The organism is Streptomyces sp. NPDC047880, from assembly GCF_040706515.1.
GTDB lineage: Bacteria > Actinomycetota > Actinomycetes > Streptomycetales > Streptomycetaceae > Streptomyces.
The window spans coordinates 790,499-817,046 of the sequence record NZ_JBEZOK010000001.1; the positions used below are offsets into that span (position 1 = coordinate 790,499).

At 71.9% G+C, this 26,548-nt stretch carries 23 protein-coding genes; 13 read left to right on the forward strand and 10 right to left on the reverse strand.

Translation table 11 applies throughout. The features are described from left to right. Window positions 1–232: 232 nt before the first annotated feature. The 5 genes from leuA (at window position 233) to AB0937_RS03770 (ending at window position 7,124) form a co-directional block, all read left to right on the forward strand. Window positions 233–1,954, forward strand: coding sequence for a 2-isopropylmalate synthase (leuA, locus tag AB0937_RS03750; protein ID WP_366709298.1), 1,722 nt, complete (start codon window positions 233–235; stop codon window positions 1,952–1,954). 211 nt (window positions 1,955–2,165) lie between these two features. Beyond that, window positions 2,166–2,864 carry a TerB family tellurite resistance protein gene (locus tag AB0937_RS03755; protein WP_366709299.1) on the forward strand — a complete coding sequence of 233 codons (699 nt, stop codon included), beginning with the start codon at window positions 2,166–2,168 and terminating at the stop codon, window positions 2,862–2,864. 151 nt (window positions 2,865–3,015) lie between these two features. Then, window positions 3,016–5,160 carry an MMPL family transporter gene (locus AB0937_RS03760; protein ID WP_366709300.1) on the forward strand — a complete coding sequence of 715 codons (2,145 nt, stop codon included), beginning with the start codon at window positions 3,016–3,018 and terminating at the stop codon, window positions 5,158–5,160. 72 nt (window positions 5,161–5,232) lie between these two features. After that, window positions 5,233–6,465, forward strand: coding sequence for a sensor histidine kinase (locus tag AB0937_RS03765; RefSeq protein ID WP_366709301.1), 1,233 nt, complete (start codon window positions 5,233–5,235; stop codon window positions 6,463–6,465). Continuing rightward, window positions 6,462–7,124 carry a response regulator transcription factor gene (locus tag AB0937_RS03770; RefSeq protein WP_366709302.1) on the forward strand — a complete coding sequence of 221 codons (663 nt, stop codon included), beginning with the start codon at window positions 6,462–6,464 and terminating at the stop codon, window positions 7,122–7,124. The genes AB0937_RS03765 and AB0937_RS03770 overlap by 4 nt, the downstream gene beginning before the upstream one ends. Before the next feature lie 12 nt (window positions 7,125–7,136). On the opposite strand, the gene AB0937_RS03775 is transcribed toward AB0937_RS03770, so the two are convergent. The 5 genes from AB0937_RS03775 to AB0937_RS03795 are packed head-to-tail and all read right to left on the reverse strand — an operon-like array spanning window position 7,137 to window position 13,643. After that, window positions 7,137–8,069 (reverse strand): dihydrodipicolinate synthase family protein, encoded by a 933-nt coding sequence (locus AB0937_RS03775; protein ID WP_366709303.1) that lies wholly within the window; start codon window positions 8,067–8,069, stop codon window positions 7,137–7,139. Next, window positions 8,066–9,085: an ABC transporter ATP-binding protein gene (locus AB0937_RS03780; RefSeq protein WP_366709304.1), complete on the reverse strand. Its 1,020-nt coding sequence runs from the start codon at window positions 9,083–9,085 to the stop codon at window positions 8,066–8,068. Before AB0937_RS03780 ends, AB0937_RS03775 begins: the two co-directional genes overlap by 4 nt. Further along, on the reverse strand, window positions 9,082–11,055 hold the full coding sequence (locus AB0937_RS03785; protein WP_366709305.1) for a dipeptide/oligopeptide/nickel ABC transporter permease/ATP-binding protein: 1,974 nt from the start codon (window positions 11,053–11,055) through the stop codon (window positions 9,082–9,084). Before AB0937_RS03785 ends, AB0937_RS03780 begins: the two co-directional genes overlap by 4 nt. Then, window positions 11,052–12,014: an ABC transporter permease gene (locus AB0937_RS03790; RefSeq protein ID WP_366709306.1), complete on the reverse strand. Its 963-nt coding sequence runs from the start codon at window positions 12,012–12,014 to the stop codon at window positions 11,052–11,054. Before AB0937_RS03790 ends, AB0937_RS03785 begins: the two co-directional genes overlap by 4 nt. A gap of 3 nt (window positions 12,015–12,017) precedes the next feature. Further along, window positions 12,018–13,643 (reverse strand): ABC transporter substrate-binding protein, encoded by a 1,626-nt coding sequence (locus tag AB0937_RS03795; RefSeq protein WP_366709307.1) that lies wholly within the window; start codon window positions 13,641–13,643, stop codon window positions 12,018–12,020. A 276-nt stretch (window positions 13,644–13,919) separates the two neighbouring features. Here AB0937_RS03795 and AB0937_RS03800 point away from each other — a divergent pair, with 276 nt between their 5' ends. Together AB0937_RS03800 and AB0937_RS03805 are read left to right on the forward strand one after the other, a co-directional pair. Beyond that, window positions 13,920–14,366 carry a protein phosphatase gene (locus tag AB0937_RS03800; RefSeq protein ID WP_366709308.1) on the forward strand — a complete coding sequence of 149 codons (447 nt, stop codon included), beginning with the start codon at window positions 13,920–13,922 and terminating at the stop codon, window positions 14,364–14,366. 137 nt (window positions 14,367–14,503) lie between these two features. Beyond that, a complete protein-coding gene (locus AB0937_RS03805) occupies window positions 14,504–15,658 on the forward strand; it encodes an abortive phage infection protein (RefSeq protein ID WP_366709309.1) in 1,155 nt (384 codons plus the stop codon). Here AB0937_RS03805 and AB0937_RS03810 read toward each other — a convergent pair. Then, window positions 15,646–17,121 (reverse strand): alpha/beta hydrolase, encoded by a 1,476-nt coding sequence (locus AB0937_RS03810; RefSeq protein ID WP_366709310.1) that lies wholly within the window; start codon window positions 17,119–17,121, stop codon window positions 15,646–15,648. The genes AB0937_RS03805 and AB0937_RS03810 overlap by 13 nt on opposite strands. 495 nt (window positions 17,122–17,616) lie before the next feature. Between AB0937_RS03810 and AB0937_RS03815 the strand changes: the two genes are divergently transcribed. The 5 genes from AB0937_RS03815 to AB0937_RS03835 all read left to right on the forward strand — a co-directional run bounded on the left by AB0937_RS03815 (window position 17,617) and on the right by AB0937_RS03835 (window position 21,638). Then, entirely contained in the window at window positions 17,617–17,799 is a 183-nt protein-coding gene (locus AB0937_RS03815) for a hypothetical protein (RefSeq protein ID WP_366709311.1), read from the forward strand. Further along, window positions 17,796–18,011 (forward strand): hypothetical protein, encoded by a 216-nt coding sequence (locus tag AB0937_RS03820; RefSeq protein WP_366709312.1) that lies wholly within the window; start codon window positions 17,796–17,798, stop codon window positions 18,009–18,011. Before AB0937_RS03815 ends, AB0937_RS03820 begins: the two co-directional genes overlap by 4 nt. A gap of 26 nt (window positions 18,012–18,037) precedes the next feature. Continuing rightward, a complete protein-coding gene (gene recO, locus AB0937_RS03825) occupies window positions 18,038–18,784 on the forward strand; it encodes a DNA repair protein RecO (RefSeq protein WP_366709313.1) in 747 nt (248 codons plus the stop codon). A gap of 60 nt (window positions 18,785–18,844) precedes the next feature. After that, window positions 18,845–19,678, forward strand: a complete 834-nt coding sequence (locus AB0937_RS03830; RefSeq protein WP_366709314.1) for an isoprenyl transferase — start codon at window positions 18,845–18,847, stop codon at window positions 19,676–19,678. A gap of 571 nt (window positions 19,679–20,249) precedes the next feature. After that, the gene (locus tag AB0937_RS03835; protein ID WP_366709315.1) at window positions 20,250–21,638 is read left to right on the forward strand and encodes an MFS transporter; all 1,389 of its coding nucleotides are present in this window, start codon (window positions 20,250–20,252) and stop codon (window positions 21,636–21,638) included. A 103-nt stretch (window positions 21,639–21,741) separates the two neighbouring features. Here the strand turns inward: AB0937_RS03835 and AB0937_RS03840 are convergent, their stop codons facing one another. From AB0937_RS03840 to AB0937_RS03855, 4 genes are read right to left on the reverse strand one after another with little or no spacing between them, the layout of a single operon-like run. Beyond that, the gene (locus tag AB0937_RS03840) at window positions 21,742–22,161 is read right to left on the reverse strand and encodes a Fur family transcriptional regulator (RefSeq protein ID WP_030836532.1); all 420 of its coding nucleotides are present in this window, start codon (window positions 22,159–22,161) and stop codon (window positions 21,742–21,744) included. Between the two features lie 58 nt (window positions 22,162–22,219). Then, window positions 22,220–23,122 (reverse strand): metal ABC transporter permease, encoded by a 903-nt coding sequence (locus tag AB0937_RS03845; protein ID WP_366709316.1) that lies wholly within the window; start codon window positions 23,120–23,122, stop codon window positions 22,220–22,222. After that, window positions 23,122–23,889 (reverse strand): metal ABC transporter ATP-binding protein, encoded by a 768-nt coding sequence (locus AB0937_RS03850; protein WP_366709317.1) that lies wholly within the window; start codon window positions 23,887–23,889, stop codon window positions 23,122–23,124. The genes AB0937_RS03845 and AB0937_RS03850 overlap by 1 nt, the downstream gene beginning before the upstream one ends. 20 nt (window positions 23,890–23,909) lie before the next feature. Beyond that, the gene (locus AB0937_RS03855) at window positions 23,910–24,869 is read right to left on the reverse strand and encodes a metal ABC transporter substrate-binding protein (RefSeq protein WP_366709318.1); all 960 of its coding nucleotides are present in this window, start codon (window positions 24,867–24,869) and stop codon (window positions 23,910–23,912) included. Between the two features lie 171 nt (window positions 24,870–25,040). Between AB0937_RS03855 and AB0937_RS03860 the strand changes: the two genes are divergently transcribed. After that, entirely contained in the window at window positions 25,041–26,423 is a 1,383-nt protein-coding gene (locus AB0937_RS03860; RefSeq protein ID WP_234848362.1) for a glycine--tRNA ligase, read from the forward strand. Window positions 26,424–26,548 lie beyond the last annotated feature (125 nt).

The following is a 26,548-nucleotide window of genomic DNA, read 5'->3' on the forward strand; positions in this document are numbered from 1 at the left end:
GAAGTGGTATAGCGCACTTTTTATCCCATTTGGGCGTACGGTCCCGCATACTGATACGACCCCACGCGCCGGGGAGAGGCTCGGCTAGCATGCTGCGCATCATGCGTTTCGGGCTGCTTCTCCTTAGCTGCCGCGGCGAGGGCCTGTAGTCGAGGCCGACTCCCTCCCCGCGGAGCTTGGTGCTGCGTCGTCGGCCGTCCTTCCGGACACCCTCTGAGGAGCCCTAAGCATCATGGCGAACCGCCAGCAGCCCAGTTCCATGCCGATCCACAAGTACGGCCGCTACGAGCAGGTCGACATCCCGGACCGCACCTGGCCGGAGCAGCGCATCACCACCGCCCCCCGCTGGCTCTCCACCGACCTGCGCGACGGCAACCAGGCCCTGATCGACCCCATGTCGCCCGCCCGCAAGCGCGCCATGTTCGACCTGCTGGTCAAGATGGGCTACAAGGAGATCGAGGTCGGCTTCCCGGCCTCCGGCCAGACCGACTTCGACTTCGTGCGCTCCATCATCGAGGAGCCCGGGGCCATCCCCGACGACGTCACCATCTCCGTACTGACCCAGGCCCGCGAGGACCTGATCGAGCGCACGGTGGAGTCCCTGAAGGGCGCCAAGCGCGCCACGGTCCACCTGTACAACGCCACCGCCCCGGTCTTCCGCCGGGTCGTCTTCCGCGGCTCCAAGGACGACATCAAGCAGATCGCCGTCGACGGCACCCGGCTGGTCATGGAGTACGCCGAGAAGCTGCTGGGTCCCGAGACCGAGTTCGGCTACCAGTACAGCCCGGAGATCTTCACCGACACCGAGCTGGACTTCGCGCTGGAGGTCTGCGAGGCGGTCATGGACGTCTGGCAGCCCGGGCCGGGCCGCGAGATCATCCTGAACCTGCCGGCCACCGTGGAGCGTTCCACGCCGTCCACGCACGCCGACCGGTTCGAGTGGATGGGCCGCAACCTCTCCCGCCGCGAGCACGTCTGCCTGTCGATCCACCCGCACAACGACCGCGGCACCGCCGTCGCCGCCGCCGAGCTGGCCCTGATGGCCGGCGCCGACCGTGTCGAGGGCTGCCTGTTCGGGCAGGGCGAGCGCACCGGCAACGTCGACCTGGTCACCCTGGGCATGAACCTGTTCTCGCAGGGCGTCGACCCGCAGATCGACTTCTCCGACATCGACGAGATCCGTCGCACGTGGGAGTACTGCAACCAGATGGAGGTCCACCCGCGCCACCCGTACGTGGGCGACCTGGTCTACACGTCCTTCTCCGGCTCCCACCAGGACGCCATCAAGAAGGGCTTCGACGCCATGGAGGCCGACGCCGCCGCCAAGGGCGTCACCGTCGACGACATCGAGTGGGCCGTCCCCTACCTGCCCATCGACCCCAAGGACGTCGGCCGCTCCTACGAGGCGGTCATCCGGGTCAACTCGCAGTCCGGCAAGGGCGGTATCGCCTACGTCCTGAAGAACGACCACAAGCTGGAACTGCCGCGCCGGATGCAGATCGAGTTCTCGAAGCTGATCCAGGCGAAGACGGACGCCGAGGGCGGCGAGGTCACGCCGAAGGACATCTGGGCCGTCTTCCAGGACGAGTACCTGCCGAACCCCGACAACCCGTGGGGCCGGATCCAGGTGCGCAACGGCCAGTCGACGACCGACACCGACGGCGTGGACACGCTGAAGGTGGAGGCCACGGTCGACGGCCAGGACACCGTTCTGACCGGAACGGGCAACGGTCCGATCTCGGCCTTCTTCGACGCCCTGCAGTCCGTCGGCATCGACGTACGCCTGCTGGACTACCAGGAGCACACGATGAGCGAGGGTGCCTCCGCGCAGGCCGCCTCCTACATCGAGTGCGCGATCGACGACAAGGTCCTGTGGGGCATCGGAATCGACGCCAACACCACCCGGGCCTCGCTGAAGGCCGTGGTCTCGGCCGTCAACCGCGCGGCTCGCTGACCAGCCGTACGGGTCTGCGGCCACCGGCCGCCCACGGATGCCGCAGGGGCTCCGTCCGCCGTTGTCCGGCGGGCGGAGCCCCGTCGCATACCGGCCATTTGCTGTGGAGGTCACGGAAAGGTCTCCTCCGGGGTGCTGACTCCTCGTCTTGGATGTGGCTAACATCACGCAAGCGCGGCGACGTTGCCGTGCGGCGTGACGGAGGTGCGACGTGCTGCCAGGACGGGGACGAAACGGCCATGCCGCCAGGCTTTCTCGCATCCTGGGCACCCGAACCGCGTGGACGGCCGCCGGTGACGGAGAGTTCTTCTGCCCCGGCTGCGGCGGCGACCGCAACTACCAGCGGCTGACCGGACAACGCCGCTTCACCTTGCTCGGCCTGCCCGTGCTGCCGCGCGGCGAGACCGGGCCGGTCGTGGAGTGCGCGGCCTGCCGCCGCCACTTCGGCACCGACGTCCTCGATCATCCGACCACCACCCGCTTCTCCGCGATGCTCCGCGACGCCGTGCACACCGTCGCCCTCGCGGTGCTGGCGGCGGGCGGCGCCGGATCCCGCACGGCACTGGAGGCGGCCGTCCTCGCCGTGCGAGCGGCCGGCTTCGACGACTGCACGGAGGAGCAGCTGGCCGCCCTCGTCGAGGCGCTGGAGGCCGACACCGGCCGGATCGCCGGTGAACCCTGCGGTGCGGGGCTGGCCATAGAGCTCCACGAGGCGCTGGACCCGCTCACTCCGCACCTCGCCGCCGTCGGCCGCGAATCGATCCTGCTGCAGGGCGCCCGCATCGCCCTGGCGGACGGCCCGTACACCCCGGCCGAGCGGGACGTGCTCGCGACGGTGGGGGCGGCGCTCACCATCTGCTCCGACGACGTGACCCGCCTGCTCGCCGCGGCGGCGCGCACCCCCTCGTAGGGCCGCCCCCTGTTACTCCCCGGGGAGCAACGCGCCGCCGGGACCGCCCCCCGCAGTACCCCTCGACTCGACCTCACGCCCGACGAACCGGCCCCCGTCCGGCGGGAGTCTGGAGACCGATCCAGACACCCGACCGGAGGGAGCCGGACACATGGGGGCCGTAAGGACGCGCACCGGGCCGAGGCGGGCCGTGCCCTGGGTGGTGGTCGGGCTGTGGCTGGCCGCGCTCGTGCTGGTCGGACCGCTCGCGGGCAGGTTCGCCGACATCCAGCAGAACCGCGCGGTCGACTACCTGCCCGACAGCGCCGACTCCACCCAGGTGGCGAGGATCCAGGACGAACTGCCCGGCGGCGAGGCGACCGACCTGGTGCTCGTCTACCACCGCGGCGGTGGACTGACCGGCGCCGACCGGCGCACCGCCGACGAGCAGATCACCGAGGTGAGCGAGGCCTACGACCTGACCGGGGAACCGAAGGGCATCCCGTCGAAGGACGGCTCCACCCTGATGTACCCGGTCTCCACCACCCAGCCCGGCCAGGACGACGAGGCCCGGGACGCCTTCGTCGACGGGGTGCGGGACATCGCCGAGGGCGGCGGCGGACTGAGCGTCGAGGTCGGCGGGCCCGGCGCGCTGAACACCGACATGAACGAGGTGTTCGGGACCCTCGACGCCACGCTGCTGTTCGCCACGCTCGGCGTCGTCACCGTGCTGCTCGTCCTCATCTACCGCAGCCCCTTCCTCTGGCTGGTGCCGCTCGCCGTGGCGGGTGTCGCCGCCGCCGTGGCGATGGCCGCAGGGTACGGACTGCACGAGCTGTTCGACGTCACCGTCACCGGCCAGAGCGGCGGCGTGATGACCGTGCTCGTCCTCGGTGCGGGCACCGACTACGCGCTGCTGATCGTCTCCCGCTACCGCGAGGAACTACGGCGCCACGAGCGGCCGTACGACGCCATGCGTGCCGCACTGCGCGGCTGCGGACCGGCCGTCCTGGCCTCCTCGGGGACCGTCGCGGCCGGGCTGCTGTGCCTGCTCGCCGCGGACCTCAACAGCAGCCGCGGCATGGGACCGGTCGGCATGGTCGGGGTGCTGGCCGCGCTGGTCGCCATGACGACCCTGCTGCCGGCGGTCCTGGTGCTGCTGGGGCGGCGCGTCTTCTGGCCGCTGATCCCCGCGTTCGGCAGCGAGGCCAAGGCCCGGCGGTCGCTGTTCGCCGCGATGGGCTCCTCGGCGGCACGGCGCCCCGCCACCGTGCTCGCCGGCGGTGCCGTGCTGCTCGGCGCCCTCGCGCTCGGCACGCTCAACCTGTCCGGCAGCCTGAAGCAGGAGGACTCCTTCACCGAACGGCCCGAATCCATCACTGCCATGCAGACCCTGGCGCGGGAGTATCCCGAGCGCAGCAGCCGGCCCGTGACCGTCATCGCGCCCGAACAGCGGGCCGGGGCGGCCGCCGACCGGGCCCGCACGATTGAGGGCGTCGCCGAAGTGGTTCCCGGCCGCAGCGGCTCGGGCTGGAGCGAGATCGCCGTCTTCACCACCGCCGCCCCCGAGACCCCGGCCGAGACCCGGACCATCGAGGCGCTGCGGGCCTCGCTCGACCCCATGGGTGCGTATGCCGGCGGGCCCAGCGCCCAGCAGATCGACCTGGCCGACAGCGAGTCACGGGACCGGAAGGTGATCGTGCCACTGGTGCTGGCCGCCGTGTTCGTCATCCTGGTCGGCCTGTTGCGCAGTCTGGTCGCGCCGCTGCTGTTGCTGGCCGCCGTGGTGGCGGTCTGGGGCGCCGCGCTCGGCATCGGTGGGCTGGTGTTCGAGCCGGTGCTGGGATTCGCCGGGACCGATCCCGGACTCGGGCTGCTGTCCTTCGTGTTCCTGGTCGCCCTCGGCGTCGATTACGGCATCTTCCTGATGCACCGGATGCGGGAGGAGTCCGTGCGCGGGGCAGAGCCGGAGGCCGCGGCGCTCACCGCGCTGCGGACGACCGGCGGGGTCATCGCCTCCGCGGGTGTGGTGTTGGCGGCGACATTCGCGGTGCTGACCACGCTGCCGATGGTGGGGCTGGTGGAGCTCGGATTCGTCATCGCTGTGGGGGTGTTGCTGGACACATTCCTGGTGCGGACGTATCTGGTGACGACGGTGAGTGTGCTGCTGGGGCGGTGGGTGTGGTGGCCGGGGAGGCTCTCGCGTGCACCGGAACCGCTCGTTGAGGCTGAGGGCGGGGCGTTGCGCAGCCCGGCGGAGCGGGGTGCCGCCGCGCCCACCCGTGCCGCCACTGGCGGCACGCATGCCCGCAGCTAGGGCGGAGCGAAGTTCCCGCAGCCAAGCAGGGCCCCCTCCCGCAGGGGGCCCGTTCAGCCGAGGATGATGCCCGTGCAGGCACCCACCACCCCGCAGACGACCTGGTCGCGGTCCGCCGAGCGGATCATCGGCGTGATCAACCGTGACCCCCTGAACGCCCCGCACGCCGCCCGCAACGACGCGCTGCTCGCCGTCGTCGCCGCGGTGCTCGCCGTCGCCCTGGCCCTGCTCGTCGACGACGGGCGCCGGCCCGACGCGCTGGGCTGGACGCTGCTGGTCGCCTGCAACGTGCCGATCGCGTGGCGGCGCCGGCAACCGCTGCTCGTGCTGCTCGCGGTCGTGGCCTGCGTCGCCCCGTACCACGCCCTCGACAACACCCACTCCGCGCCGACCCCGGCGACGTACATCGCCCTCTACACCGTCGCCGTGACCGGCCGGCCCCTGCGCACCGTCCTGGTCGGCGCCGGCGTCATCGGCCTCTCGGTCAGCGTGATGCTCACCGTCAGCATGCACGAGGCGCTGGAGGTGCTCCGCATCTCGGGCTGGGTCGTGGCCGTGCTGTTCTGCGGTGTCGACGTGCGCGTCTACCGCCAGTACGTCGCCTCGATCGTGGAGCGGGCCGAACGGGCCGAACGGACCCGGGAGGAGGAGGCCCGGCGGCGGGTCGCCGAGGAGCGGCTGCGGATCGCCCGGGACCTGCACGACCTGCTCGCCCACAGCATCACCCTCATCGGCGTGCAGACCTCCGTCGCCGCCCACGTCCTGTCCGCAGACCCCGAGCGGCTCGACCGGGAGACGGTGGCCAAGGCCCTCGACGACATCGCCGAGACCTGCCGCAGCGCCCGCGGCGAACTCCGTACGACCCTGGACGTGCTGCGCGAGCACGGCCCCCCGGACGCCCGCGGCCCGCTGCCGGGCCTCGGCGGGCTGCCCGACCTGGCGGAGGCGGCGCGGCTGGCCGGCGCCCGGGTCGAGCAGACCGTACGCGTGGGGCAGGCACCGCCCGCCGTCGGCGCCGCCGCCTACCGCATCGTGCAGGAGGCACTGACGAACGCCGTGCGGCACGCGGGGCCGGAACCGGCCGTCCACGTCGAACTGGACGAACGGCAGGGCGCCCTGCACCTGTCGGTCCGCGACGACGGCACCGGCCCGGCCCCGGGCGGCACCCCGGGATTCGGGCTCGTCGGGATGCGGGAGCGGGCCCGCAGCGTCGGTGGCACACTCGACGCCGGACCGCGTGCCGGGGGCGGATTCGAGGTGACGGCGGTCCTGCCGCTGACCATGACGGGGGAGAGAGCCGGATGACCGTACGGGTGCTGCTCGCGGACGACCAGACGCTGGTGCGGGAGGCGTTCGCGATGCTGGTGGAGTCGGCCCCGGACATGGAGGTCGTCGGCCAGGCCGCCACCGGCCGGCAGGCCCTCGAACTGGCCCGCGGCGCACGCCCCGACCTCGTGGTGATGGACATCCGCATGCCCGACCTGGACGGCATCGAGGCGACCCGGCTCATCGCGGCCGACGAGGACCTCGCGGGCGTAAGGGTCCTGGTCCTCACCACCTACGACACCGACGAGAACATCGTCGAGGCGCTGCGGGCCGGTGCCTCCGGGTTCCTGGTGAAGGACACCCGGCCGGCCGAACTCCTCGACGCCATCCGCACGGTCGCCGCCGGCGAGGCCCTCCTCTCGCCCGGCCCCACGGCACGGCTGATCCAGCGGTTCCTGCGCAGCCCCCGCGCACCCGGGACGGGCGGGCCCGAGTGCCTGTCCGGGCGGGAGCGGGAGGTGCTCGCGCTCGTCGCGCGCGGCCTCAACAACACGGAGATCGGCGACGCGCTCGGCCTGAGCCCGCTCACCGCGAAGACGCACGTCAGCCGCATCATGGGCAAGCTGGCGGCACGGGACCGGGCCCAGCTCGTCATCGTCGCCTACGAGTCGGGGATGGTGACGCCGGGCAGCGTCTGACGGACCGGCCCACTAGAGCAGTCCGGCCGCCGCGAGGTATTTCCCGACCTGCTCCACCTCGTCCGGTGCCAGCGGGATCTGCGGCTGTGCCGTCGCCGGGCAGTCGATGACGCCGCGCAGGTGCAGCGCGGCCTTGAACGCCCCGATCGCCGAGGAGTTCGGGCCCATGCGGGCCGGGTCGCCGACCGTCACCATGCCGAACAGGGCACACAACCGCTCCTGTTCGGCGCGCGCCCCGTCCCGATCCCCGGCGCGGCACAGCCGGTCCAGGCGTACGTAGCCGTGCGGGTCGACGTTGCCGAGGCCCGGCACCGTGCCGTCCGCGCCGATCGCGAGGGCCGCGTCGACGATCAGCTCGGACCCGGTCAGCACGCTGAAGCCGGTGATGCCCCGGCGCTCCCGGACGCCCGTCACGACCTGGCGGAAGGCGGCCAGGTCACCGCTGGAGTCCTTGAGCCCGGCCACCACCCCGTCGGCGGCGAGTTCCAGCACCACGTCGGCCGGCAGCTTCGTGTGGACGGCGACCGGCAGGTCGTAGGCGATGACCGGGACCGGGCTCGCGGCCGCGATGGCGCGGTAGTGGCGGGCGATCTCCGCGGGGTGGGTGCGGGCGTAGAACGGGGCGGTGACGACGACCGCGTCCGCGCCCGCCGCCGTCACCGACGCGACATGGTCCAGGACCCGTGGCGTCGTCATGTCGATCGCCCCGGCCAGCACCGGGAGTTGCCCGCCCACATGGCCCCCGACCGACTCCACGACCAGCCTGCGCTGCCGGTCCGGCAGGAACGCCGCCTCCGAGGTCGAGCCGAGGACGAACAGTCCGTGCACCCCGCCGGCCACCAGATGGTCGACCAGCCGGAGCAACGAGGGGACGTCCACCTCACCGTCCGGTGTCAGGGGTGTGCAGACGGGCGGGATGACACCGGTCAGCGGGCTGAACGTCATGGGGCCTCCATCGGGTCGCGCCGGCGGACGAGGTCGCGGGTCGGCTCGTCCTCCCCGACAGGATGGTGGCAGCGGTAGCGGTGTGCGGGCGCCGACGCGGCGGAGAAGCCCGGCATCTCCTGCGCGCAGGCCCCGTCCGCCTTCCAGCAGCGCGTGCGGAACGGGCAGCCGCTCGGCGGGCGGGTCGCCGACGGCACCGGGCCGGTCAGCGGGATGGGGTCGACCGGGTCGAGCAGGCCGGGCGTGGCGGAGAACAGGGCGCGGGTGTAAGGGTGCCGGGCCCGGCCGGTGACCAGGGCGGCCGGGGAGTCCTCCACGATCCGGCCCAGGTACATGGTGATCACCCGGTCGCTCATCCGCCGTACCGTGCGGATGTCGTGGGAGACGAACACCAGGGCCAGGCCCAGGCGTTCCTTCAGGTCGAGCAGGAGGTTGAGGATCTGCGCGCGGACCGACACGTCCAGGGCGCTGGTCGGTTCGTCCGCCACGACCAGGCCCGGGTCCAGCGCGAGCGCCCGGGCGATCGCGACGCGCTGGCGCTGCCCGCCCGACAGCTGGGCAGGCAGAGCGGCGGCGAGGGCCCCGGGGAGACCCACGAGGGACATCAGCTCACGCACTCTCTCCTCACGTCGGCCTTTCGTGCCGCGCTCGTGCACGTCGAGCGGGTCCCGCAGGATCTGCCGGACGGTCAGACGGCGGTTCAGGGCCGTCGACGGGTCCTGGAAGACCATGCCGATGCCGCCGCCGACGGCCCTGCGGCGCTGGGCGGCCGGCATCGCCCACAGGTCGCGGCCCTGGAACGACACCGTCCCCCGCGTCGGCCGCTCCGCCCCGACCAGCACCTTCGCCAGCGTCGACTTGCCGCAGCCGGACTCGCCGACCACCCCCACGGTCTCGCCCGGCGCGACGGCCAGATCGACGCCGGTCAGCGCGTGGACCCGGTCCCGGGTGAACAGGCCCCCGCTGCGGGCCTTGTGGACGACGTGCGCGTCCGCCAACTCCACCAGCGCGTTCATGACACCGCCTCGGTCTCCGTGGCCGCCGGCCGCACGGCCGGGTGATGACAGGCCACCGTGTGCCCGGGAGGGCCGGCCAGGACCGGAGCCGTCGTACGGCACACCTCGGCCACGCGCGGACACCGGCCGGCGAAGCGGCACCCCGCGGGGAAGTCCGCCGGGGACGGCACGACGCCCCTGATCTGCGTCATCCGCTCCTGTGCCGACTCCAGCGACAGCACGCTGCCGAGCAGGCCGCGCGTGTAGTGGTGGGCCGGTGCCTCCACCAGGTCGGCGGTCACGCCCGTCTCCACGATCTGACCGCCGTACATCACCACCACCCGGTCGGTGACGTCCGCGACCAGCGCCAGGTCGTGCGAGACGAGGATCAGGGCGAAACCGAGCTCCTCGCGCAGCCGCAGCAGCAGCTCCACGACCTGGGCCTGCACGGTCACGTCCAGGGCGGTCGTCGGCTCGTCCGCGACGATCAGCCGTGGATCGCGGGACAGGGCCATGGCGATCAGGACGCGCTGGCGCTGGCCTCCGGACAGCTCGTGCGGGTAGCTGCGCAGGGTGCGCTCGGGGTCGAGGCCGACCATCGTCAGCAGCTCCGCCGGACCGCGGCGCCCGCCACGCCGCACGACCTGCTTCAGCTGCGCGCGGATCGTCATCGCCGGGTTCAGCGACGACAGGGCGTCCTGGTAGATCATCGCCATGTCGTGGCCGAGCAGCCTGCGCCGCGCGCGCATCGGCTCGGCGAGCAGATCCCGCTGGAGGAATCGGACCTGGCCGGCGACCCGCGCCCCCTTCGGCTCCAAGCCCATGATCGCCAGCGCGGTGAGGGACTTGCCGCAGCCCGACTCGCCGACCAGCCCGAGCACCTCCCCGGGGTGCACCTCGAAGCTGATGCCGTCCACGACGTCGACGCCGCCGTGCCGTCGGTCGAAGCCGATGACCAGGTTCTCCACGGCGAGCAACGGCTGCCCGTCCCGGGCCACGTGCCGGGCCCGGGCCCGCAGCCTGCGGGCCGCCTCCGCCAGACCGGGCAGCGGCACGACCTCCCCGCCGCCGGGCTCCGCGGCCGCCGGCCGGTCGTCCTGCGGTGCGTCCACCTCCCGCGCCGAGGGCGCCGCCCAGGCGTCCGACACCCCCTCGGACAGGATGTTCAGCGACAGCACCGTCACCAGCATCAGCAGCCCGGGGAACACCGTCGCCCACCAGCCGCCGGTCAGCACCATGTTCTTGCCGTCCGCGATGACACTGCCCCAGGACGGGTCCGGCGGTCGCACCCCCGCCCCGATGAACGACAGCGACGCCTCGAACACGATCGCCTCGGCGACCTGGACCGTGCAGAACACCAGCACCGGCGCCGCACAGTTGACCGCCACGTGCCGCAGCACGATGTAGGGCGTCCGCGCGCCGATCACCCGTTCCGCCGTCACATAGTCCTCGCCGTACTGGTCGAGGACGTTCGCCCGGACCACCCGCGCCACCGGCGGCGTGAACAGGAACGCGATCGCGCAGATCAGCACCGTGATGCCACCGCCGAAGACCGCCACCAGCACCGCGGCCAGCGCGATGCCCGGGAAAGCCATCACGACGTCCAGGCAGCGCATCAGCGTCTCGTCGACCGCCTTGCGCGAGGTCGCCGCGACCGCCCCGAGCAGCGCACCGGCCACCAGGGCGGTCCCCGTGGCGCCGAGCCCGATCGCGAGCGACCAGCGCGCCCCGTACATCAGCCGGCTGAGGATGTCCCGGCCGAGGCTGTCCTGGCCCATCCAGTGCTCGGCGGACGGATGGCCGGTGCCGTCGGCCGGTGGCCGCTGGTCGAGCGGGTCGTACGGGGCGAGGAGCGGGGCCAGCAGCGCCACCAGGGCGACGACGGCCAGGAAGCAGACGGCGATCTTCGACAGCGGCGGTAGCCGGCGCAGGCCGCGCAGCCGTACGCCGGGCCGGGACAGCGCCGCCGTGAGGCTCTTCCGCGTCATCATGGCGTCGCATCCCTCAGTCGCGGGTTGACCAGCAGGTACAGGACGTCGATGACGAGGTTCACGACGACGAATCCGGCCGCCGTGGTCAGTACGACGCCCTGGACCACGGCCGGATCGCCGTTCTTCACGGCGTCGATCATCAGCTTGCCCATGCCGGGCAGCGAGAAGATCGTCTCGATGACGACCGCGCCGCCGAGGAGGTAGCCGACCCGCAGCCCGAGCACGGTGAGGGGATTGATCAGGGCGTTTCGCAGAACGTTGCGCCCCACCACCACCCGGGGCGGCAGCCCGCTCCCGATCGCCGTCCGGACGTAGTCCTTGTCGAGCTCCTCCACGACCGCCGTCCGCACGATCCGGGTCAGCTGCGCCGCCACCGGCAGGGAGAGGGCGAGCGCCGGGAGCGTCATCGTCCTCAGCCAGCCGGTGAGGGAGTCGGCCGGGTTGATGTAGCCGCCGGTCGGGAACCAGCCCAGGTCGACCGCCAGGTACTGGATCATCAGCAGCGCCAGCCAGAAGCCGGGCGCGGCGACACCGGTCAGCGACACCACACGGATGATCTGGTCGGGCAGCCGGTCCCGGTGGATCGCCGCGGTCACCCCGCCCACGAGGGACAGCACGACGGCGATGCCCAGACCGAGGAACGTCAGCTGCAGGGTGAGCGGCAGCGCGGTGGTGACCTGGTCGATCACCGGCGCCCGGGTCAGCGCGCTGGTGCCCAGGTCGCCGTGGAGCAGATCGGCGACGAAGTCGGCGTAGCGCACCGGCAGGGGATCGAGCAGGCCGTGTTCCTCGCGGAAGTCGTGCAACTGCTGCGGTGTGGGGTTGGCGCCCTGGAAGAACGCGGACGCCGGGTCGACGTCGGAGAACCGCATCACCAGGAACACGAACAGCACGATGCCGAGCGTCAGGGGCACGAGCAGGGCGAGACGGCGGAGCAGGATGCGCGCGACGGCCGTCATCCGCTAGGCCCACCTGGCCTGGAGCAGGTTGATGCCCGGGTACGGCTGGGCCCTTATCCCGCTGAGCCGCGCCGGGTCCCAGGCCGTCATCAGCTCGTTGTGGACGACCGGGTACAGCACGGCCTGTTCGGCGACGACGTCGATGCAGTCCTGGACGATCGCCTTCTTCCTCGCCGGGTCGGGCTCCCGGGTGGCCCGGTCCATGTCCCTGAAGAGCTGCCTGGCGACGGGGTCGGCGGCCCAGCGGGTGTACTGCATCCAGAGGTTCTCGGGGCCGTAGTTGTAGTGCATGATCAGGTCGGCGTCGAGGCCGAACTGGTTGGGGTTCGAGGCGGCGGCGACGACCTGGTAGTCCTGCTTCTGGTCCAGCTTCGTGAACACGGCGGTGGTCTCCTGCGGGGACAGGGTCGTCTTCACCCCGATCGCGTCCCAGGACGCCTTGATGGTGGGCAGGCAGTCGACGATCCAGCTGACGTTGACGGCCAGGATGTCGATGCTCAGCCCCTTGACCCCGGCCTCCTCCAGCAGGGCCTTCGCCTTGCCGGGGTCGTGGTCGTAGACCGTCTTCGCCCGGCGGTAGGACGGGTTGGCCTCGTCGAGGAACGAACTGGAGGGTCTGCCGTGGCCCTTGAGCGCGACCTCCACCATCTTCTCGCTGTCGATGGCGTAGTGCAGCGCCTGGCGCACCCGCACGTCGTCGAACGGCTTGTGGGCGGTGTTGAACATCAGGAACAGGTTGTTCATCCCGGCCCCGCCGGCGACCGTCATGCCCCCGCTCTCCAACTGCCCGATGTTGGCGTACGGGATGTTGTCGGCGATCTGCGCGCCCGCGCTCGACCCCGAGATCTTCGCGACGCGGGGGGCGGCGTCCACGATCGTCAGCCAGTTCATCTTCCGGAAGGCGGGCCTGCGGGGCCCGTTGTAGCCGTCGAACGCCTCGAAGGTCGTGTTGGACTTCGGATGGTGCGCGGTCTGCCGGTACGGTCCCGAGCCGATCGCCTTGCCCCTGATGGCGTCGTCCCAGGCGCCCGGCCGGGAGAACACGTGCCTGGGCATGATCTTGGCGAGCGTCAGCCGCGAAAGCCCGTCGGGGAAGGGGAATCTCAACACCAGCTCGACGTTCCGCGCGTCGACCTTCCGGACCTCCTTCAGCCAGCTCGCGAAGAAGCCCTTGGCGAGGGTCTGGGTGTCCGGGTCGAGGATCCGCTCGAAGACGAAGACGACATCGTCGGCGGTGACGGGCTTGCCGTCGTGGAACGTCGCACCCGCCCGCAGTGTGAATCTCCACGTGGTGCCGTCCGGGTCCTTCGGCACCTCGGTCGCCAGCGCGGCGTACGGCTGGCGCGAGATCGGGTCCGTGTCCAGCAGCCCCTCGTAGATGTGGTGGTTGGCGGCCATGCTGAACGCCGACGCCGTCTGCGTGGGATCCCAGCTGCCGTCGTTGCCGTAGCCGATCACGGCGGTGAGGGTCCGGTCCCGGCCGCCGCTGCCGGTCTCGTTGGTGGACTCCGGCCCCGACGAGCAGGCCGACAGCGACGCGGAGACGGCGGCGGCCGCGCCCAGCGCGCCCGTGTACTTCAGGAACGCCCGGCGGTGCGGCGCCGGCACGTCGGGGGTCACGTCGCGCACGGGTCCTCCAGCGAGGTCTGGGGGGAGGGGACTGGCAGCGGAGATACGACGTCCTACGTCCGGTTGGTCAGCGTGACCATAGGAGGGGCCGTAGGGGTGGTCAAGGTCTCGCACACGAATGGCGTAGCCGCCAGAGGTGGGACCAATGGCACTGCGCCACCAGGGGGGTTGACGGTGCATCAGCCCTGGTGCGGCACCGGATGTGGGGCCGGGGCGGAACGCCGGACGTCCGCTTCCGGGCCGAATCCGTCACCGGGCGGACGGGAGCGGACCAGGATGAAGGGCGTGAGCGAACTGTGGAACGAAAGTGACGCCGGCGTCCTGAGGCTGCCGTCCGGCCGGCTGGTACGGGGCCGGGGCCTGCGCCACCCCCCGGACCCCGGGGCGCCCCCGCCCTCCTACGGTGTCTACCTGCTGGGCCGGCAACCGCCCGAGGTCCCCTGGGAATCCGCCTGGATCCGCTGGCCCGACTTCCGCCTCCCGGCGGACCGGGCGGCCGCCCGAGCGGTGCTGGCCGACGCGTGGGAACGCAGCGCCGGGGAGCGGGTGGAACTCGCCTGCGGAGGCGGCCGGGGCCGCACGGGCACGGCACTGGCCTGCCTGGCGGTGCTGGAGGGGGTGCCGGGGGAGGAGGCGGTGGCTTACGTGCGGCGGCACTACGACCGGCATGCGGTGGAGACGCCGTGGCAGCGGCGGTACGTGCGCCGGTTCGGCGAGGGGTGAATCCCGTCTCGCCGGTACGGGCGCCAGTTCGGCCAGGGAGGAGCCTCTCCTTCGGCACGGCACCTCATACCTTGGTCGCGATGCCGTAGACCGACGGCCGACGGCGTGCCCGCCGCCCCCTCGGCACAGTGGGCGGCATGGATGAAACCAAGGGGACCGAGCGGACGCAGGGAATCAGCCGGGCGCAGTTCCTGGCGGGGGCCGCTGCGGTGGGGATCACCGGGGTGGCGGGACAGGCCCGGGCCGTGGGCGCCTCGCATGGCCGCGGGCTGCGGCGGCGGGGTGTCGTCTACACGGTCGGGGCGGGGGAGACGCCGGGAACCGCGTGGAGCGCCCGGCGGATGCGCCACGACATCCGGGCCATCCGGGACGAGTTGCGCGCCGACACCGTCGACGTCACGGGCGACGGCGTCGAACGCCTCACGGCGACCGCCGCCGAGGCCGCCGAGCGCGGGCTCCACGTCTGGCTGCAACCGACCCTCGGGGACGCTCCGCAGCGCGACATCCTGGAGCACATGGCCGAGACCGGCCGGTTCGCGGAACGGCTGCGGAGACAGGGCGCGAGCGTCGACTTCAGCGTCGGCTGCGAGTTCTGGCTGTTCGTCCCTGGCATCCTGCCGGGCGAGACGGTGCTGGAACGCATCAGGCACCTCCAGAGCGGCACGGTCGACTGGCCGGGGACGCTGCGCCGCCTCACCCAGTTCACGGCGAAGGCCGCGAAGACCGGCCGCTCCGTCTTCAAGGGCAACCTGAGCTACGCCGCGGCCCAGAGCATCGACGACCCGGACTGGAACCTCTTCGACATCGTCGGCATCAACTACTACGCGCACTTCGACAAGCCCTCCGACCACGTCCGTGAACTGAAGCGGTACCTGAGGTGGGGCAAGCCGCTCGCCATCACCGAGTTCGGGACGTGCGCCTACGTCGGTGCGCCCGAGACCGGCGGCATGGGCTGGGACGTCGTCGACCACGACAAGGAACCGCCGGAGATCAAGGGCGACCTGGTCCGCAGCGAACGCGTCCAGGCCGACTACGTGGGCGGGTTGCTGGACGTCTTCGCGTCACTGGGCCTGTACGCGGCGATGGCCTTCGAATTCATCACCGCCGACGCACCGCACCGCCCGGACGCGCCCCGACACGACCTCGACATGGCGGCGTACGCCCTCACCAAAGTGATCAAGGACCGCCCGGACGACCCCGCCTCCGGCTGGCACTGGGAGCCGAAGGAGGCGTTCCACGCGGTGGCCCGCCGATACGGGGCGGCGGGCCACCGCACCGCTCAGTCGCAGTAGAGGTCGGCGGCGGGCCGTGTGCCGGTGGCCAGGAACCGGGAGACGGTCCGGTCGCCGCAGGCGTTGCCGTTGTCCAGATAGGCGTCGTGGCCGGTGGAGTTCACGGTGACCATGACGGCCCGGTCGCCGAGGGCCCGGCGCAGCTTGCGGGCCCCGGCGAGCGGAGTGGCGACGTCCCGCTCGTTCTGCACGAGCAGGATGTTGGAGGGGCCGCGGCCGGTGATCCGCACGGCCGGCTCCCGCGGAGCGAACGGCCAGGCGGCGCACACCATCGGCCCGCGCGGCATGCCCGCGGTCAGCGGGTACGCGGCCCGGCTCTCGTGGACGTCCTTCTGGTAGGCGGCGGCCGAGTCGGGCCAGTCGACGTCGTTGCAGATGGTGCCGACGCCGACGGCGGCGATGTTCTGGAGGACCGACTCGGGCGGGGCCTCGGGCACGGGCGGCACATCCCCCTCGCGGGCGGCCCGGATGGCCTTGGCCAGTGTCGGGTAGTCGTCGGGGTCGTAGAGACTGGACAGCATGATCTGGCGGAGCGCGTTGCCGTCCAGGCGTGACGGGTCGGCGCCGGGCCAGGGGAGCGGTTCGCGATCCAGCCGGGCGGCGAGCCGCAGGAAGCCGGACCGCACCTCGGCGGGCGTACGGGCGACCCGGTGCGGATTTCCGGGCCGGGCGGCCCACTTGGCGAACTCGGGGAAGTTGTCCTCGACACCGACCTCGAAGGCGGCGAGCCAGCCGCGGGTCACACGGGTGTGGTCGGGATCGTCGTTGCTGTCCAGCACGATGCGGTCGGTGCGGTGCGGGAACAACTGGCTGTAGACGGCGCCGACGTAGGTGCCGTACGAGACGCCCCACGCGGAGATCTTCTCCTCGCCCAGGGCGGCCCGGACGCGGTCCAGGTCACGGGCCTCGTTGGCGGTGCTGATGTGCCGGATCAGTTCGCCGCCGTCACGGACGCAGGCCTCGGCCGTGCGTCGCGCGGTGGCCATGTTCTCGGCGACGGAACCGTCCGGGGCGGGCCAGGGCAGACGCTTTGTCATGCTGATGTCGGCGGGGTCGAGTGCGCAGTCGACGGCGGTGGAAGGCGCCATGCCGCGCGGCGCGAACCCGACGAGGTCGTACATCTCCCGCACCTTCCGCGGCAGCTTCTGCCCCTTCCCGGAGGGGTCGCCGAGACTGTCCCCACCGGGACCGCCCGGGATGAGCAGCAGGGTGCCCCGCCGCGCGGACGGCTTCTCACTGGGGATCCGCGAGACGGCGATCTGGATCTTCGGGCTGTCCGGGTCGGAGTAGTCCATGGGGACGTCGACCGTTGCGCACTGCTGTCTGGGGTCGAGGGCGGGGCCACTGCACTTGCCCCAGTCGAGGGGGTCGGACGCGGTGGCGGAGGCTCCGCCCGGCCCGGCCAACGCGAACATCGCACCGGCGGCGGCGACGAGCGCCGCGTATCTCGTGATCCGCTTCATGCCCAGCAGCCTGACCGACCCGGACGGGCGACCACATCCGGGCAACTGCCTTATATTTCAGGGGGTTTACCCTAGGTCCGCCCCGGGGGGCACTGGGTGCCCGATGCGGCTCATGAGGGGGCCTTGCGGCTCATGAGGGGCCGGCCACAGCGTGCGCAGAGGCGGCGGGCCGGGCTGCCCATCGGCGTGTACCGGGGAGAGAAGCCGTCCCGCAGGCGCTGCCTGACCCGGTGTTCGTCGTAGTGGCCCAAACGCTCCGGATCCGGGTGCCGTTCCGTTGCTCTCACGGCCGGATTGTTTCGAAAAAGACACCCGTTCTGCAGTGCCCCGTGCCGAACCCCTGCGCGTCGCAGCGCAGTTGCAGGTCGTACACCCCTCCCGTGCGCAGTCGCCGAGCGTCATCACCAGGATGCGAAGAGTGAAAACACGCAGGAAGGGGGAGCACGGTGGAGGTACGGAACTCGGCGCGCCTGCGCCGAAGAAACGGAGGACGCGGTGAAGGAATTGCGGGCAGAACTCGCCAGGGCCGGAATTACCCTGCCCACACTGGAACTTGACCCGGTGAGTCTCGCGCGAAAAGCGCCCTGTCCGCTCGTCGCACCGGGCCGGTCCGCCGTGCGGGGCACCTGTCGTAGCGCCCTGCCGGGCACCCGTCGGCTCGCGGCGGTGTCGCGGTGAAGCCGCCGGTCGGCGCGTACGTCGTGGACACCCGCAGCGACCGCATCGGCATCGTCATGGGGCATGAGGGGCCCTATGTGCAGCTGAGACCGTACGGGGGCGGCAGGGAGTGGGACGCCGCCCCCGGAGCCGTCCGGCAGGCCACCCCGGCCGAGCGGCTGAGCGCGGCGACCGCGTACGCCAACGCCCGCAGCAGGGGCGAGGTCCCTTGACGTGACGACCCTGCCAGAATGGCTCCATGAGTCTGTTCCGCGACGACGGCATCGTGCTGCGCACCCAGAAGCTGGGTGAGGCGGACCGGATCATCACGCTGCTCACGCGCGGTCACGGACGGGTACGCGCGGTGGCCCGGGGCGTGCGCCGGACGAAGTCGAAGTTCGGTGCGCGTCTCGAACCGTTCTCCCACGTCGATGTGCAGTTCTTCGCCAAGGGGAGCGAGCTGGTCGGCCGCGGACTCCCGCTGTGCACCCAGAGCGAGACCATCGCGCCCTACGGCGGCGGCATCGTCAGCGATTACGCCCGGTACACGGCCGGGACCGTCATGCTGGAGACCGCCGAGCGCTTCACCGACCACGAGGGGGAGCCGGCCGTGCAGCAGTACCTGCTGCTGGTCGGCGGACTGCGGACCCTCGCCCGGGGGGAACACGCACCCCACCTCGTGCTCGACGCGTTCCTGCTCCGCTCCCTCGCCGTCAACGGGTACGCCCCGAGCTTCACCGACTGCGCGAGGTGCGGGATGCCCGGGCCCAACCGGTTCTTCTCGGTCGCCTCGGGCGGTTCCGTCTGCGTGGACTGCCGCGTCCCCGGCAGCGTCGTACCCTCGCCGCAGGCCCTGGAACTCCTCGGCGCCCTGCTTACGGGAGACTGGGAGACCGCGGACGCGTGCGAGGCGCGCTACGTCCGCGAGGGCAGTGGGCTGGTGTCCGCGTATCTGCACTGGCACATGGAGCGCGGGCTGCGCTCCCTGCGCTACGTCGAGAAGTAGCGCGAGCAGCGCACAACAGAGCAGCACGGAAGCAAGCGAGCACGAGGAGACGAGAAACACATGGCCGTACGCGGGATCCTGGGGCGCCAGCGCCGGGAGTACAGGACGCCGGAGCCGCACCCGTCCGGCGCGCGGCCCCCGAAGATCCCCGGGGAGTTCGTACCGCAGCATGTGGCGATCGTCATGGACGGCAACGGCCGCTGGGCCAAGGACCGGGGCCTGCCGCGCACCGAGGGGCACAAGGTCGGCGCCGAGCGCGTGCTGGACGTGCTCCAGGGGGCCATCGAGATGGGCGTGGGCGCCATCTCCCTGTACGCCTTCTCCACCGAGAACTGGAAGCGCTCGCCCGACGAGGTGCGCTTCCTGATGAACTTCAACCGGGATTTCATCCGCAAGACCCGGGACCAGCTCGACGAGCTGGGCATCCGGGTGCGCTGGGTGGGGCGGATGCCGAAGCTGTGGCGGTCCGTGGCCAAGGAGCTCCAGGTCGCCCAGGAGCAGACCAAGGGCAACGACAAGCTCACGCTCTACTTCTGCATGAACTACGGCGGGCGGGCCGAGATCGCCGACGCGGCCCAGGCGCTGGCGGAGGACGTGAAGAGCGGCAAGCTCGACCCGTCCAAGGTCAACGAGAAGACCTTCGCGAAATACATGTACTACCCGGACATGCCGGACGTGGACCTGTTCCTGCGGCCCAGTGGCGAGCAGCGCACCTCCAACTACCTGATCTGGCAGAGCGCCTACGCCGAGATGGTCTTCCAGGACGTGCTGTGGCCGGACTTCGACCGGCGCGACCTGTGGCGGGCCTGCCTGGAGTTCGCCTCGCGGGACCGCCGCTTCGGCGGGGCCGTCCCCAATGAGGAACTGCTGGCCATGGAGGGCAAGCAGGCGTAGGCCCTCAAGGCCCGTCAGCCCCTGGAACCCCTGGTGGCCCCGGCGGCCCCGGAAGCCCTGGGAGACCCGGGATCCCTGGGAGGCCCGGGATCCCTGGGAGGCCCGGGAGCCCCGGCGGCCCCGAGAGTTCCGGAGGCCCGTCAGCCCCTGACGGCCCCGGCGGCCCCTGACGGCCCCTGACGGCCCCGGCGGCCCCTGCGGCCCCTGCGGCCCTGACGGTCCCGGGAGGCCCGGGAGGCCCGGTGGCCCCGAGAGTTCCGGAGGCCCGTCAGCCCCTGACGGCCCCTGACGGCCCCTGCGGCCCCTGCGGCCCTGACGGTCCCGGGAGGCCCGGGAGGCCCGGTGGCCCCGGGAGGCCCGGAAGCCCCGGTGGCCCGGAAGCCCCGGTGGCCCCGGAAGCCTCGTCGGCCCCGAGAGTTCCGGGAGGCCCGTCAGCCTTGGCGGCCCCGGGAGCCCCTGACGGCCCCGTCAGCCCGTGACGGCCCCTGCGGCCCTGACAGCCCCGCGAGCCCCGGAAGCCCCGGAAGCCCCTCCGGTGGCAGCCGGGCCGCCGGGGCGGTGTCCTGGTCGCATGGGTTCCACCGCCCTCCGCGCCCCTCGCCGGACCGCGCGCCAGGCCGGGGCCTTCATCGCGGCCTCGCTGGCCCTGTTCTGCATCCAGCTGGACTTCTTCGCGCTCAACCTGGCCATCCCCGGGATCGCCGACGAGCTGGACACGACCGTCTCCGCCGCGCAGTGGACGCTGTCCGCGTACATGCTCGCCGTCGGCTGCCTGTTCATCGTCGGCGGGCGGCTGGGCGACCTCCTCGGCCGGCGCCCGGTCCTGCTGGCCGGGACCGGGCTGTTCGCCGCCGCCTCCGTCGGCTGCGCCCTCGCGCCGAGCATCGGCGTGCTCGTCGTGGCCCGGATCGTGCAGGGCGCGGGCGCGGCGCTGATCTTCCCCGTGTCGGTCTCCGTCATCACCAACGCCTTCCCGGAGGAGACCCGGGCCCGGGCGCTCGGCGCGATGTTCGGCATCGCCAACGTCGGCACCGCCCTCGGGCCGTTCGTCGGCGGCGGCTTCACCGACGGGCCCGGCTGGCGGTGGATCTTCTGGCTGCTGGCCCCGCTCAGCGCCCTCTCCCTGCTGATCGCCCTGCGCTACGTCCCCGACTCGCGGGACGAGAGCGCTCCGCGCCAGGTCGACCTGCCGGGCTGCCTGGCCGTCGTCACCGGCCTGGCCGCCCTGACCCTGGCCGTGGAGCGGGGGAGCGCCTGGGGCTGGGACCACGCCCGCACGCTCGCCCTGCTCGGGGTCGCCGCGGTGGCCGGCGCCCTCTTCGCGCTGCGGGAGCGGACCTGCCGGCATCCGCTGGTCGACTTCCGGCTCTTCCGCAACGTCCGCTTCGATCTCGTCACCGTGATGGGGTCGGTCGCCAACATGGGCTACGCCGTCACCGTGTTCCTCGCCACCCTGCAGTTGCAGCAGGTTCGGGGCCTGTCGGCGGTCCTGTCCGGCACGGTGTTCCTCGCCCCGGCCGTCATGGTCGCCTGCTCGGGCCCGATCGGCGCCTGGCTGTCCGGCCGGATGCGCGCCACCAGCGTCATGGCCCTGGCCGGGACCGTCGCCGGCACCGGCATGATCGGGCTGAGCTGGGCCTGGTCCTGGTGGGTCTACCTGCCCGTCTTCACCTGGTGCGCGCTCGGGCTGGGTCTGGGCTGGACCTTCGCCAGCGTGGCCACCCAGCAGGTCGTCTCACCCGCCCGCGCCGGAGAGGCCTCGGGCGTCGTCCTCACGGCCCTCGTCACACTCGGAGCGATCGGCCTCGCGGCGGTGGCGGCTGCCATCACCTCACTCACGCCCGAGGCCGGCCCGGAAGACGCCTACGACCTCGTCCTGCGCGTCGGCGGCACCGTGATCCTGGCCTCCACCGCCCTGTCCCTGCTGGTCCGCCGCCGACTCGGCGCCCGGGGCGCGTAGGGGGCCAGGAGGCTTCCGACCTCAGGGGCGCGGGGAACTGCGCGAACAACCCCCACGCACCCGCACCCGGCAACGAACCCGCACCCCCACGGCGATCAACCGCTCAACCGCCGGAGGCCCCGGCACAGTCGGCGCAGGTCCCGAAGATCTCCACCGTATGAGCCACGTTCACATACCCGTGCTCCGCCGCGATGGACTCGGCCCACTTCTCCACCGCCGGCCCCTCGACCTCGACGGCCTTGCCGCAGCCGCGGCACACCAGGTGGTGATGATGGTCGTCGGTGGAGCAACGCCGGTACACCGACTCGCCGTCGGCCGTGCGCAGGACGTCGACCTCACCGGCGTCGGCGAGGGACTGCAGGGTGCGGTAGACCGTGGTGAGCCCGACCGAGTCGCCCTTGTGCTTCAGCATGTCGTGCAGTTCCTGCGCGCTGCGGAACTCGTCGACCTCTTGCAGGGCCGCCGCCACAGCGGCCCGCTGCTTGGTGGCGCGGCCCTTCACGGACGGTCCAGCGGTCGTCACCGTTGCCTCCTCACGTCTGCCTTGCCCGGGCCATTGTGCCAGCCCCGGGTGGGGGCGGTCAGACGCCGACTTCGTCGGACGCCTTCCGGCTGCCCGGGATCGCGCACTCGGCGGGATCGGCCGCACCGTCCGCGGCCGCCCGGGCCCGGGCGCGGCGGCGGGCCAGCGGGGCCGCGAGGACCGTCAGGGCGATGAACGCGCCGATGGTCAGCAGCACGATGGTCGCCCCGGGCGGTACGTCCTGGTAGTACGAGGTGACGGTGCCGCCGATCGTCACGCTCACGCCGATGGCCACGGCGATCACGAAGGTCGCGGCGAAGCTGCGGGCGATCTGCTGGGCGGCCGCGACGGGCACCACCATCAGCGCACTGACCAGCAGCAGTCCGACCACCCGCATCGCCACCGTCACGGTGACGGCCGCGGTGACGGCCGTCAGCAGGTTCAGCACGCGCACCGGCAGGCCCGTCACCCGGGCGAACTCCTCGTCCTGGCTGACTGCGAACAGCTGCCGTCGCAGGCCGAGGGTGACCAGGACGACGAAGGCGGCCAGGGCGCAGATCGCCGTGACGTCCGATTGGGACACCGTCGACAGGGAGCCGAACAGGTACGACGTCAGATTGGCGTTGGAGCCCGTCGGCGCGAGGTTGATGAACATCACACCGCCGGCCATGCCGCCGTAGAACAGCATCGCGAGGGCGATGTCGCCGCGGGTCTTGCCGTACCAGCGGATCAGCTCCATGAGGACCGCGCCGAGGACGGAGACCAGGGTCGCCATCCACACCGGGGACCAGGTCAGCAGGAAGCCGAGGCCGACGCCGGTCATCGCGACGTGGCCGATGCCGTCGCCCATCAGGGCCTGGCGGCGCTGGACCAGGTAGATGCCGACCGCGGGCGCGGTGATGCCGACCAGGACGGCGGCGAGCAGGGCGCGCTGCATGAAGGCGTAGTCGAGGAAGTCCATCAGCTCAGCAGTCCCGTGCGGATCGGTTCGGCGCCCGCGGGTGCGTGCGGGTGTACGTGGTCGTGGCCGGGCAGGGCGTGCTGTCCGACGGCCTTGGGGGGCGGGCCGTCGTGGACGACGCAGCCGTCGCGCAGCACGACCGCCCGGTCGATCAGGGGCTCCAGCGGGCCCAGTTCGTGCAGCACGAGCAGCACGGTGGCGCCCTGGGAGACCTGCTCGGTGAGGGTGTGCGCGAGGACCTCCTGGCTGGCCAGGTCGACCCCGGCCATCGGCTCGTCCATGATCAGCAGCTCGGGTTCGGAGGCGAGCGCACGGGCGATCAGGACGCGCTGGTGCTGGCCGCCGGAGAGGGCGTCGACCGGGTCCTTGGCCCGGTCGGCCATGCCGACGAGGTCCAGGGCGCGCCGTACGGCCGCGCGGTCGGCCTTGCGCAGCACGCCGAAGCGGGCCCGCGACAGACGGCCGGAGGAGACCACCTCGGTGACCGTGGCGGGCACCCCGCCGGCGGCCGTGGTGCGCTGCGGGACGTAACCCACGCGGTGCCAGTCGCGGAACCGCCTGCGCTCCGTGCCGAACAGCTCGATGGCACCGGCGCCGGTCTGCACCTGGCCGATGATGCTGCGCACGGCCGTGGACTTGCCCGAGCCGTTCGCGCCGAGCAGGGCGACGACCTCGCCGCGGTGCACGGTGAGGTCGATGCCACGCAGCACGGGGCGCGAGCCCAGGTCCGCGCGGACGCCGCGCAGGGATACGACGGACTCGCTCATGCCGTCCTCCGATGGGTCGATCACTTGGCTCCCAGGGCCGTCTGCAGGGCCTTGAGGTTGGATTCCATGACCTGGAAGTAGTCGTCGCCGCGGGACTTGCCGGTGATGCCCTCGAGCGGGTCGAGGACGTCGGTCTTCAGGTTCGCGTCCCGGGCCAGGGTCTTCGCGGTCTTGTCGGACACCAGTGTCTCGTAGAAGACGGTGGTGACGCCGTCGGCCTTGGCCTCCTGCTGGAGCTCGCGGACGCGGGCGCCGCTGGGCTCGCTGTCGGGGTCGACGCCGGAGATGGCCTCCTGGGTGAGGCCGTAGCGCTCGGCGAGGTAGCCGAAGGCGGCGTGGTTGGTGAAGAACACCTTCGTCTTCGTGTTCTTCAGGCCGCTCTCGAAGTCGCTGTCCAGGGCCTTCAGCTTGGTGACCAGGGCCTCGGTGTTCTTCTCGTAGTCGGCCGCGTGGTCCGGGTCGGCCTTCTCGAAGGCCTTGCCGACACCCCGGGCGATCTCGGCGTACTTCACCGGGTCGAGCCAGACGTGCGGGTCGCTGCCGTGCTCCTCCTCGCCGGAGTGCTCCTCGGAGTGGGCTTCCTCACCCTCGTGGCTGTGGCCGCCGGTGCCGTGGTCCTCGAGGTGGGTCAGCGTGGCCGCGTCGATCTTGGTCTTGATGCCGGTCTGGCCGACGGCCTCGTCGACGGCGGGCTGGAGACCCTTGAGATAGAGCGCCGCGTCGGCCTCCTCCAGCTGCGCGCGCTGCTGGGTGCTGATCTCCAGGTCGTGCGGTTCCTGGCCGGGCTCGGTCAGGCTGGTGACGTTCGCGTGGTCGCCGCCGATCTGCTGGGCGAGGAACGCCATGGGGTAGAACGACGCGACGACGTCGAACTTGTCCGTGTTGCCCGTCGCCGCGCTGTCGCTGGAGCAGGCGGTCAGGGCGCCGAGGCCGAGAGCGGAGGCCACGGCGGCGGGTATGAGGCGTCGTCGTACGTTCATGACACTCATTTTCAACAAATATGGAAACCGTTGTCAACAAACGGTCCGAGCGGGGCCTTGAGGCCGCCGCGGGGGGAGCGATTTGATTGAGGGGGCGCCCCCGCCGGTAACCTGAATCATTCGCTGGAAGCAACTCGCTTCGTCGCCCGTCGTCGTAATGAAGAGAGCACCGTGGCCGCCGACAAGATCGACACCATCGTCAGCCTGAGCAAGCGCCGTGGCTTCGTATTCCCCTGTAGTGAGATCTACGGCGGTCAGCGCGCCGCTTGGGACTACGGCCCCCTGGGTGTCGAGCTCAAGGAGAACCTCAAGCGCCAGTGGTGGCGCTACATGGTGACGTCGCGCGAGGACGTCGTGGGCATCGACTCGTCCGTGATCCTGGCCCCCGAGGTCTGGGTCGCCTCCGGTCACGTCGCCACCTTCACGGACCCGCTGACCGAGTGCACCTCCTGCCACAAGCGGTTCCGCGCGGACCACCTGGAGGAGGCCTACGAGGAGAAGAAGGGCCGCGCCCCGGAGAACGGCCTCCTCGACGTCAACTGCCCCAACTGCGGCAACAAGGGCCAGTTCACCGAGCCCAAGCAGTTCTCGGGCCTGCTGTCCACCCACCTCGGCCCGACGCAGGACTCCGGCTCCGTCGCCTACCTGCGTCCCGAGACCGCGCAGGGCATCTTCACCAACTTCTCGCAGGTGCAGACCACCTCGCGCCGCAAGCCGCCGTTCGGCATCGCCCAGATGGGCAAGTCCTTCCGCAACGAGATCACGCCCGGCAACTTCATCTTCCGCACCCGCGAGTTCGAGCAGATGGAGATGGAGTTCTTCGTCAAGCCGGGCGAGGACGAGAAGTGGCAGGAGTACTGGATGGAGCAGCGCTGGAACTGGTACACCGGTCTCGGCCTGCGCGAGGAGAACATGCGGTGGTACGAGCACCCGCAGGAGAAGCTCTCCCACTACTCCAAGCGCACCGCCGACATCGAGTACCGCTTCCAGTTCGGCGGCAGTGAGTGGGGCGAGCTCGAGGGCGTCGCCAACCGCACCGACTACGACCTCGGCGCCCACTCCAAGGCCTCCGGCCAGGACCTCACGTACTTCGACCAGGAGGCCGGCGAGCGCTGGACCCCCTACGTCATCGAGCCCGCGGCCGGTGTGGGCCGCGCGATGCTGGCGTTCCTCCTGGACGCCTACATCGAGGACGAGGCGCCCAACGCCAAGGGCAAGATGGAGAAGCGGACCGTGCTGCGGCTCGACCACCGCCTCGCCCCGGTGAAGGTCGCGGTGCTGCCGCTGTCCCGCAACCCGGAGCTGTCCCCGAAGGCCAAGGGCCTGGCCCAGGCGCTCCGGCAGAACTGGAACATCGAGTTCGACGACGCCGGCGCCATCGGCCGCCGCTACCGCCGCCAGGACGAGATCGGTACGCCGTTCTGCGTGACCGTGGACTTCGACACGCTCGAGGACAACGCGGTGACCGTGCGCGAGCGCGACTCGATGAAGCAGGAGCGCGTCTCCCTCGACCAGATCGAGGGCTACCTGGCGGCCCGCCTCGTCGGCTGCTGATCGCCTCTCACTGCGGCGGGGGGGGGGGGGGGGGGGCCGGGGGGGCCCGCCGCCGCCGCCCCCCCCCCCCCCCCGGGGGCAGGTGCCGCCCCGGGGGGCGGGGCGCGGGGGCCCGACGCGGAGAG

What these genes read in the sequence shown, in the direction of transcription:
- leuA (WP_366709298.1), top strand. Translation starts at nt 233, where the DNA reads ATGGCGAACCGCCAGCAGCCCAGTTCCATGCCGATCCACAAGTACGGC.
- AB0937_RS03760 (WP_366709300.1), top strand. Translation starts at nt 3,016, where the DNA reads ATGGGGGCCGTAAGGACGCGCACCGGGCCGAGGCGGGCCGTGCCCTGG.
- AB0937_RS03770 (WP_366709302.1), top strand. Translation starts at nt 6,462, where the DNA reads ATGACCGTACGGGTGCTGCTCGCGGACGACCAGACGCTGGTGCGGGAG.
- AB0937_RS03775 (WP_366709303.1), bottom strand. Translation starts at nt 8,069, where the DNA reads ATGACGTTCAGCCCGCTGACCGGTGTCATCCCGCCCGTCTGCACACCC.
- AB0937_RS03780 (WP_366709304.1), bottom strand. Translation starts at nt 9,085, where the DNA reads ATGAACGCGCTGGTGGAGTTGGCGGACGCGCACGTCGTCCACAAGGCC.
- AB0937_RS03785 (WP_366709305.1), bottom strand. Translation starts at nt 11,055, where the DNA reads ATGATGACGCGGAAGAGCCTCACGGCGGCGCTGTCCCGGCCCGGCGTA.
- AB0937_RS03790 (WP_366709306.1), bottom strand. Translation starts at nt 12,014, where the DNA reads ATGACGGCCGTCGCGCGCATCCTGCTCCGCCGTCTCGCCCTGCTCGTG.
- AB0937_RS03800 (WP_366709308.1), top strand. Translation starts at nt 13,920, where the DNA reads ATGAAGGGCGTGAGCGAACTGTGGAACGAAAGTGACGCCGGCGTCCTG.
- AB0937_RS03805 (WP_366709309.1), top strand. Translation starts at nt 14,504, where the DNA reads ATGGATGAAACCAAGGGGACCGAGCGGACGCAGGGAATCAGCCGGGCG.
- AB0937_RS03810 (WP_366709310.1), bottom strand. Translation starts at nt 17,121, where the DNA reads ATGAAGCGGATCACGAGATACGCGGCGCTCGTCGCCGCCGCCGGTGCG.
- recO (WP_366709313.1), top strand. Translation starts at nt 18,038, where the DNA reads ATGAGTCTGTTCCGCGACGACGGCATCGTGCTGCGCACCCAGAAGCTG.
- AB0937_RS03830 (WP_366709314.1), top strand. Translation starts at nt 18,845, where the DNA reads ATGGCCGTACGCGGGATCCTGGGGCGCCAGCGCCGGGAGTACAGGACG.
- AB0937_RS03835 (WP_366709315.1), top strand. Translation starts at nt 20,250, where the DNA reads ATGGGTTCCACCGCCCTCCGCGCCCCTCGCCGGACCGCGCGCCAGGCC.
- AB0937_RS03845 (WP_366709316.1), bottom strand. Translation starts at nt 23,122, where the DNA reads ATGGACTTCCTCGACTACGCCTTCATGCAGCGCGCCCTGCTCGCCGCC.
- AB0937_RS03850 (WP_366709317.1), bottom strand. Translation starts at nt 23,889, where the DNA reads ATGAGCGAGTCCGTCGTATCCCTGCGCGGCGTCCGCGCGGACCTGGGC.
- AB0937_RS03855 (WP_366709318.1), bottom strand. Translation starts at nt 24,869, where the DNA reads ATGAACGTACGACGACGCCTCATACCCGCCGCCGTGGCCTCCGCTCTC.